The organism is Verrucomicrobiota bacterium (genome assembly GCA_037139415.1).
GTDB lineage: Bacteria > Verrucomicrobiota > Verrucomicrobiia > Limisphaerales > Fontisphaeraceae > JBAXGN01.
The window spans coordinates 1-7,041 of the sequence record JBAXGN010000280.1 but is presented as its reverse complement, the minus strand read 5'-3'; the positions used below and the strand labels follow the sequence as shown (position 1 = coordinate 7,041).

At 55.4% G+C, this 7,041-nt stretch carries 4 protein-coding genes; all 4 read right to left on the bottom strand.

What is annotated here, in order from left to right; translation table 11 throughout:
- Positions 1 to 93: 93 nt before the first annotated feature.
- The 4 genes from WCO56_28040 to WCO56_28025 all read right to left on the bottom strand — a co-directional run bounded on the left by WCO56_28040 (position 94) and on the right by WCO56_28025 (position 6,768).
- On the bottom strand, positions 94 to 1,272 hold the full coding sequence (locus WCO56_28040) for a restriction endonuclease subunit S (protein MEI7733454.1): 1,179 nt from the start codon (positions 1,270 to 1,272) through the stop codon (positions 94 to 96).
- Complete coding sequence (locus tag WCO56_28035; protein ID MEI7733453.1) at positions 1,269 to 2,804, bottom strand: class I SAM-dependent DNA methyltransferase; 1,536 nt, start codon at positions 2,802 to 2,804, stop codon at positions 1,269 to 1,271. Before WCO56_28035 ends, WCO56_28040 begins: the two co-directional genes overlap by 4 nt.
- Before the next feature lie 10 nt (positions 2,805 to 2,814).
- Positions 2,815 to 5,217 carry a DEAD/DEAH box helicase family protein gene (locus WCO56_28030; protein ID MEI7733452.1) on the bottom strand — a complete coding sequence of 801 codons (2,403 nt, stop codon included), beginning with the start codon at positions 5,215 to 5,217 and terminating at the stop codon, positions 2,815 to 2,817.
- 228 nt (positions 5,218 to 5,445) lie between these two features.
- Positions 5,446 to 6,768 (bottom strand): hypothetical protein, encoded by a 1,323-nt coding sequence (locus WCO56_28025; GenBank protein MEI7733451.1) that lies wholly within the window; start codon positions 6,766 to 6,768, stop codon positions 5,446 to 5,448.
- Between the last annotated feature and the right edge of the window lie 273 nt (positions 6,769 to 7,041).

Genomic DNA, 7,041 nt, shown 5'->3' with positions numbered 1-7,041 from the left:
TAACTTTGCCAAACGGGCGGGTAACTTTGCCAAACGGGCGGGTAACTTTGCCAAACGGGCGGGTAACTTTGCCAAATGGGCGGCCAGCCTTACCTACAGTTCTCCATTAAACGCACGGTGTAACATGGCTTGGAACAAATCTTCCATCCGGCGGCGGCTGGCCGATTGCGCCGCTTCCATCTCGCGGATTTCCGTCACGCGCTTGGCGAATTCTTTTTGCAATGATAAAGGCGGCACTTCTATTGGAACTTTTCTCAATTGTGCCTTAGAAATGTTCGGCATGGAGCCAGCTGAGCCATTTGCAAATGACTGGACTTGTTTGCGTTTACTCGGAACGGTTAATAATCCCCAAAGGTATAACGGATCAATTTCGACATTGTCCTTTAGCTTGAATCGAAAAATCAGGTCCGAAAGCATAAGTTTCGGTCGAGTTCCAGATACGAAAGCACATGCGGCGACCAGCTCATAGGTGTTCTTTCTCGTAAAAAGTAAGTCGCCTGTTTTGACTTCCAATTCAGGACGTGGCGAAAAATTCGCAGGTAAAGCCTTGTTCTCGGTCTGAATGTAATTGCAGGTCGTTACAGCACCAAGTTTTAAAACACCCCAACCATCAGGTTGGGCTGGTTCATCGTGGCAGGTTGGACTCCAACCACCATCAATGTTGTCCAACAGCTCGTAAAAACTCAACCGTTTCCAATTACGTGAATTAGAGACCGGGTCGCCAAACATCTCATGGAAAAGGACGGGAATGAGTTGGGCGGTGCGGCGGTCGGCTTGGGCACGCAACTTTCGCAACGCGTCCGCTTCGTCCAGCAGCTTCACAATCCGTTCCTGCTCGGCCAACGGCGGGGCAAGAATTGGAATAGCGCAAAGGTCACGGAATTTGAGTTGGAAACGAACCGCACCTTCACACCTTTGTTTTATTTGATGCAGACCTGTATCTGACTTTAGAAAGTGAAGCAAGTAGCGAGGCAGGAGGTCGGAATTGCAGCGCAAGATGACATACATCGGACTGACCGCACCGCCATTTTTATCTTCAAGCATCGCGACTGACCCAACATTGATTCGTGATGGATTGTAGGCAAGGTCATGAAAACCAACGCACTTATAGTTGCCTGTATCTGCACTGAAAACTTGTTTATCGAAAAGGTCGAGCGAAGGAACAAACCCACGCTCATTAGTCACTGAGTAAATTGTCGTGCTCTGCTCACGCAACCGTTCGGTTTGCTCTTCCACAAACTCACCTAACTGTTTTATCGGCCAGCGTTTCATTTCTTCCCGCTGATTTCTTTCAGCAACACATTGCCACGCTTGATGATTTCGTTTTCCAGTTTGAGCACATCGCCAAGAATATCCGCCGGTGCATCATGGTTCACGGCTTCGGTGGTCACCGGTTTGTACCGGCCCGCCGCCAAGCTCCACTCGTTCGCTTTGATCTTCTCAATCGGCACCTGGTAACTGTTCGGGCCTTCCTCACGGTTGGGCCACTTGGCCAGCACGTCGGGAATGTCATTGGCCTCAATGGGTGTGCGTTTGTCGTCGAGGCTGAAGCCATCCGCGGTGATGTCGTAAAACCAAACGTTCTGCGTCGGCTTGCCCTTTTGGAAAATCAAGGCCGCCGTCGCCACGCCCGCGTACGGCTTGAATACGCCGCTGGGCAGGCTGATCACGGCTTGCAGTTCGCATTCGGTCAGCAGCAGTTCACGCAATGCGGTGGCCGCGTTGGTGGAGCCAAACAGCACGCCATTCGGGATGATGACCCCGGCCCGGCCATTGGGGGCAAGGTGGTCAATGATCCATTTCAGGAAGAGCAGCTCGGTGGCGCGGGTGTTCAGTTTGTAATTCAGGTCGGCCAGAATGCTTTCATCCTGCACCTTGCCCGAAAAGGGCGGGTTGGCGAGGATGACATCGAACAGCTTGCCGGGATACACGCCCCCAAACCCGGTGGTGAGCGGATTGAAATGCTCGATCCGGGCCCGTTCCAATTGGTGCAGGTACAGATTGAGGATGCCGATCTTCACCATGTTGGCGTCGTTGTCGAAACCTGTGAACGCCTGTTCCTCCAGAAACTTCCATTGCGCCGGTTTGAGCAGCGAGCCATCCACAATGCCCCGCCGCAAATCGGCCAGCTTGGTGAATTGCCGCAGGATGTGCAGGAACGCGGCGATGAGAAAGCCCACCGTGCCGCACGCCGGGTCGCAAATCCGCTGGCCCGGCTGCGGATTCACCAGCGCCACCATCATGGCAATGATGTGGCGGGGACTGCGGAATTGGCCATTGGTGCCGGACGCCGACAATTTGCCCAGGAGATATTCATACATGTCCCCCTTGAAATCCTGGCCTTCATGCGCGGCCAGATCCATTTCCTGGATGGCCTGAATGACGGCGCGGAGGGTGGGCCGGTCATAAATCTTGAGCGTGGCCCGGCTGAACAGGAGTTTGCCGGTGGGGGTGAGGCCCGGCAGTTCGTGCAGATGTTCAATCGCATCCCGGACGGCGTCAAACAGGCTGTCGCCCGTGAGCGTAACGAAGTTGCCCCAGGCGTAGCGGGACCATTCGCCGGAAAAAATCCGCTGATACTTTTTATCGAGGCTGGCCAGGACCTCGTCTTTCTCGCTCAGCAGGCGGAGAAACAACAGATACGAGCATTGCTCGATGGAATCCATCGGGTTGTTCACCCCGCCCGCCCACAGGATGTCCATCAACTGGTCCACCTTTTGGCGCAGGCCGGAGGAAAAGAAGTTGGACTGGAGGGAAAGGTCGGGTTGGGCCGGCGAGTCCGATGGCTTGGTGGGTAAAGGCATGAGGTAAACGTTATTGGTATTGCGCCGCCAGCATGGATTGGCGGGCCAAGGTGGACTGGCGCAAGGCGTCAAACACCTGTTCCCGCTCATCAAAGCGTGACAACGCCGAGATGCCGCCCAGTTGGTTGAACTGGGTGGCCATGAATATGGTCATGTCACCGGACATGAACCGTTGCAAGGCGGTGGGGTCTTCGGCGAGCAGTTGGGCGGTGGCATTCAGCCATTTCTGTTCCGTATAGCGCAAGTTGAACCGGGCGGCGATGGAATCCACGGTGTCGGTGACAATCGTTTCGCGGGTGGGCAGCGGCCGTTTGCCGACGGCGTTGTAAACGAACGCAGGCGTCGGCGCGGGCACGCCATAGGTGACCACCAGTTTATCCGGCGAATAGTACATTTCCGGACGGTGGTAGAACCGCTCGTTGACGATGGTTTCAACGGTATCGTCATCCTCGGCTTCCACCGCCTCTTTCAACTCCGGCGTTTGCTCGACAAATTCCCGGATGTCTTTTTCGTATGAGCCACGGAACGTCATCACGTCCACCTTTTCACCGTTCGGCCCAACCACCCGGATTTCTTCGCTCACCAAAATATCCGTGCCTTCCCAAGTGGGGATTTCCCTCGGTGGTGGTGGGGAGGCCGGTTTTGTCCCACCCGGCTCCGGCTCATGCATGAGATAACCATCTTCCCTGGCCGGCGGATACGGTTCGGGTTTGCTCTTTTTGTCCCGAGGCAACGGCAACGGTAAGGAGTAGTCGTATTGGTCCTCGAAATATTCCGCGACGGCGCAGAAATCGAGCAGGAAGAAATTCTTCTTTTCGTATTCGGTGTTGCCGATACGGAAGGTGTATAGCCGCGTGCCGCGTCCTTTGATTTGGATGTACTCGGTGGGAGAGAATATGGGCCGCATCAATCCGATATTGAGCAGGTCGCGGCAGTTGTAACCCGTGCTCAACATGTCCACCGAGACGGCGATGCGCTCGGGGCGTTTCCCGTCACGGAACTCCTTGGCGATGGAGGAGGCATCCTGAACGCGGCTGGTAATGGTAATGGCAATGCCGGGTTGGAGGTCATTGAAGATTTTGGTCAGCGCCGTGGCGTGGGTCTGGTTCACCGCAAACACGATGGACTTGCCCAGTTTGGCGCTGGGGTCTTTCTGAGCGTGCTTCAGGAACGCTTCGCACATGAGCCGATTGCGCGCCGGGGTGAAAATCTTCCGCTCCAAGTCCTGAATTTTGAAACTCTCCTCCTGCTCGTTGACGACCACCGCCCAACCGGATTCATCCAGCGCCTTGGTAGTGATGTCCGAGCGCAGGTCGAAGATTTTGGGAAGGCAGAGAAACGGCCCTTCCGGATCTTTGACCGCATCAATGATGTCATAGCGGAACGTCGGGAAGCCGGGTTTGCAGCCGAAATAATTGTAGGTATCGCGGAGCAGTCGCGCCTCGGCCGCTTTGGGGTTCTCCTGCTGGAGTTGTTCCAAGTTGATGTTTCGCAGGTACGCCTTCGGCGTGGCGGTCAAGCCAACGCGGGTGGCCTGAAGGAACTGCACCACTTCACGGGCATCGCCGTAAATGGAACGGTGGGCTTCATCATTCACCACGAGATCGAAATGGAACGGGGTGAATTCTTCGCGGTAACGACGGTCCACCATCAGGGATTGAAGGGTCGCCACCACCACGCAGGAACCCAACAACTCACCCGGTTTGCGGCGGGCGGTTTTGTAGAGCACCGGTTTGAATTCAGCCAGGATGACATTGAAATCTTCAAGGGTTTGCTTCGCCAGTTCGATGCGGTCAACAATGAACAAGACCCGCTCGGCATTGCGGGTGATGAGGAAAAGGCGAATCAGCGCCGCACAAAGCAGGGTCTTTCCCGTGCCCGTGGCCATTTCCAACAGGAACTTGCGGAGCCGTTTGTCATCGTAAAGGGCGCAGAGGGTTTCAATGGCCTTGATCTGATACCGGCGAATCTTCAAATCGGATCGAAACAGCTTAAGCCAATCGGGCGTGATGACCTCGCTCAGCAAAGGCCGGGGCGGTTGAAGGTTTTTAAACCGCAGCCGTTCCAAGTCATCCGGGGATGGCAATCGTTCAATCCGGTAGGCATCCTGATCTTTGCGGGTGTAATTCCAGAACCAATGTTCGCGTCCATTCGAGAGGATGACGAATGGGGCTTTCAGATTCTCCGCGTAGCCGCGTGCCTGTTCCTTGGCATCGTAGGGGTCAACCCCTTCCTTCTTGGCTTCCAGCACGCCCAACGGTCCACGCTGGCCGCTCAACACGTAATCCGCCCGGCCACTGGAACCCGACAACTCAAAACGCACTTCTTTGGGGTTAAGCAGGTTCCACCCGCTGAACTCCAACGCCTTATCAATCAGCACCCGTGAAAAGGCTTCATTTTGACCGTGCGGCATGGACCAGAGCCTGCCGCAAGTTCCCCCCAGTTACAATCCAGAAGTTTTTGGCGATGAGAACCAAGAAAGAAGATAGGAGCTGGAAGCCAGAAGATAGAATGGCAGGTCCCGACAGGCAAAGAGGACCGTGACAAGACAGGATTTACAGGATGGACGGGGTAAGGCTGATGGGACCAGTTGTCAGTGACCAGTGATCAGTTATTGAGGGCAAAGCCGACCATCAGGTAATCAGTCCCGCCACGCAAGCGCCTCGCGCTCCAGTTCCCCTTTGTTAACCAGAGTTGTTCGAATCATCAGAGGCGACACATGAAAGTGATCTGCGGCCTCAGTTATGTCGTATTCATCTGGCTGCGTCGTTTGGATTTTCTCCAATAGCGCATCGACGGGGCACAAAAACTCCTGGGCAAATGCCCGTTGAAATTTTTGGCGCGAGGTCTTGGCACGAGTGGCCGGGAGGAGTCTTTCTTGACTGGCAAAATAGAGGTGGTCTCCAATCAACCGGCTGGCGGCAAAGCGCCGGGTGGTAGTGGTCGGACGATCAAAGTAGATATGGCACGCCGCATTTCCATCCGTTCGCAAACCAAAGGGCATTTGCGTTCCCACAGTGGCCCCATCTGTAAATATGGCAGGTTTGGTGGCCAAGAGGTCTGCTAATGTTTTGTTCTTCATCGGCTTCTTGGCAAAGCCCCACGCGTGCCTCACGAGGCGTGCGAGTTTGTTCCCCCTCTGCCAAGGCCGGTCGCCATCAACTTGAGCCAACACTGATTTATCCAGATCTGGCAAGGAAACGCAAAAACCGCCTGTTTTAGGCTTGCGCGATCTGCCAAGCTCCCGGATCGGCTGCAAAGCGTCGCCAGTCGCATGCCGTGCCTCGGTGGCCACCTCTTCGAGCGCACGTTTGCCGAGTTGCTCCTTGTCTTCCAGAAGTTGCTTTAGCAATTCATCAGGTGCCTCGTCGGGATCATAACCCGCCATCGCTTCGAGTTTGCGGCGCTCGTAAGCATCCGGATCGTGCCGCTCAGCCAAAATTTCCTTCCACAACTGAGCCAGCCTCTTATCCCTTACACCCAGCGAATCGAGTCGCGACAGCACGCCTTCCATGAACTCATCTATACGCTGCTCAAATTCCGCGGCATCAATACGGGCATGGACATGGTTGAGGTAGCGGATGGGCTCATAGGGAACGCTCTTGCTCTTGGGCCGCATGGCAATTTCTAGCGAGCCACCGTCACTGGCAAAGACCGCGTTCGGCCACACAAATCCGCCCCCGGCGCTACCCATGCTATGGGCCATGCGCCAGTCGGCATCCTTCCACCACACCGGTATTTCAGGTTCCCACCGCAGCCGCCACCAGTTCGCTGCGAGCCAGGCCGCAAGGTGCCAAGCGCAGCTCCGAATCTGGTTGCGCACCGTCCTGCCCGCCAAATCATCGTTCCGCGTAAGGTACTCCTCGCCCACGGCCACGCCCAAGGAAGCGGCGAATGCCCGGTCGATCTCGCTTCCTACGTCCAGGCTGAGCCAATCGAACTCAAGGCGCAATTTGTCACTCATGGGTTGCCCCCCATTTGGAAATCACAATCTCGCGAAATGCGTCATCCTCCGGCATCGGGTAGCCGTGGTAAGTACCGTTGGCTGCGTTCTCCAACTGCGCCTCCAACGGGATGCCGTTCGTCGATACGGACCATACATTCTGCGGATAACATGACGCAGAAGGAAGATTACATTGGGGACCGATGCGCAGCAAACACATTTTCGGTTGGTGGGGCAATTCGGGTGTGTGACCGGAGAATAACCCAAAATTAAACCGCCTGTAGAAACAGGTAT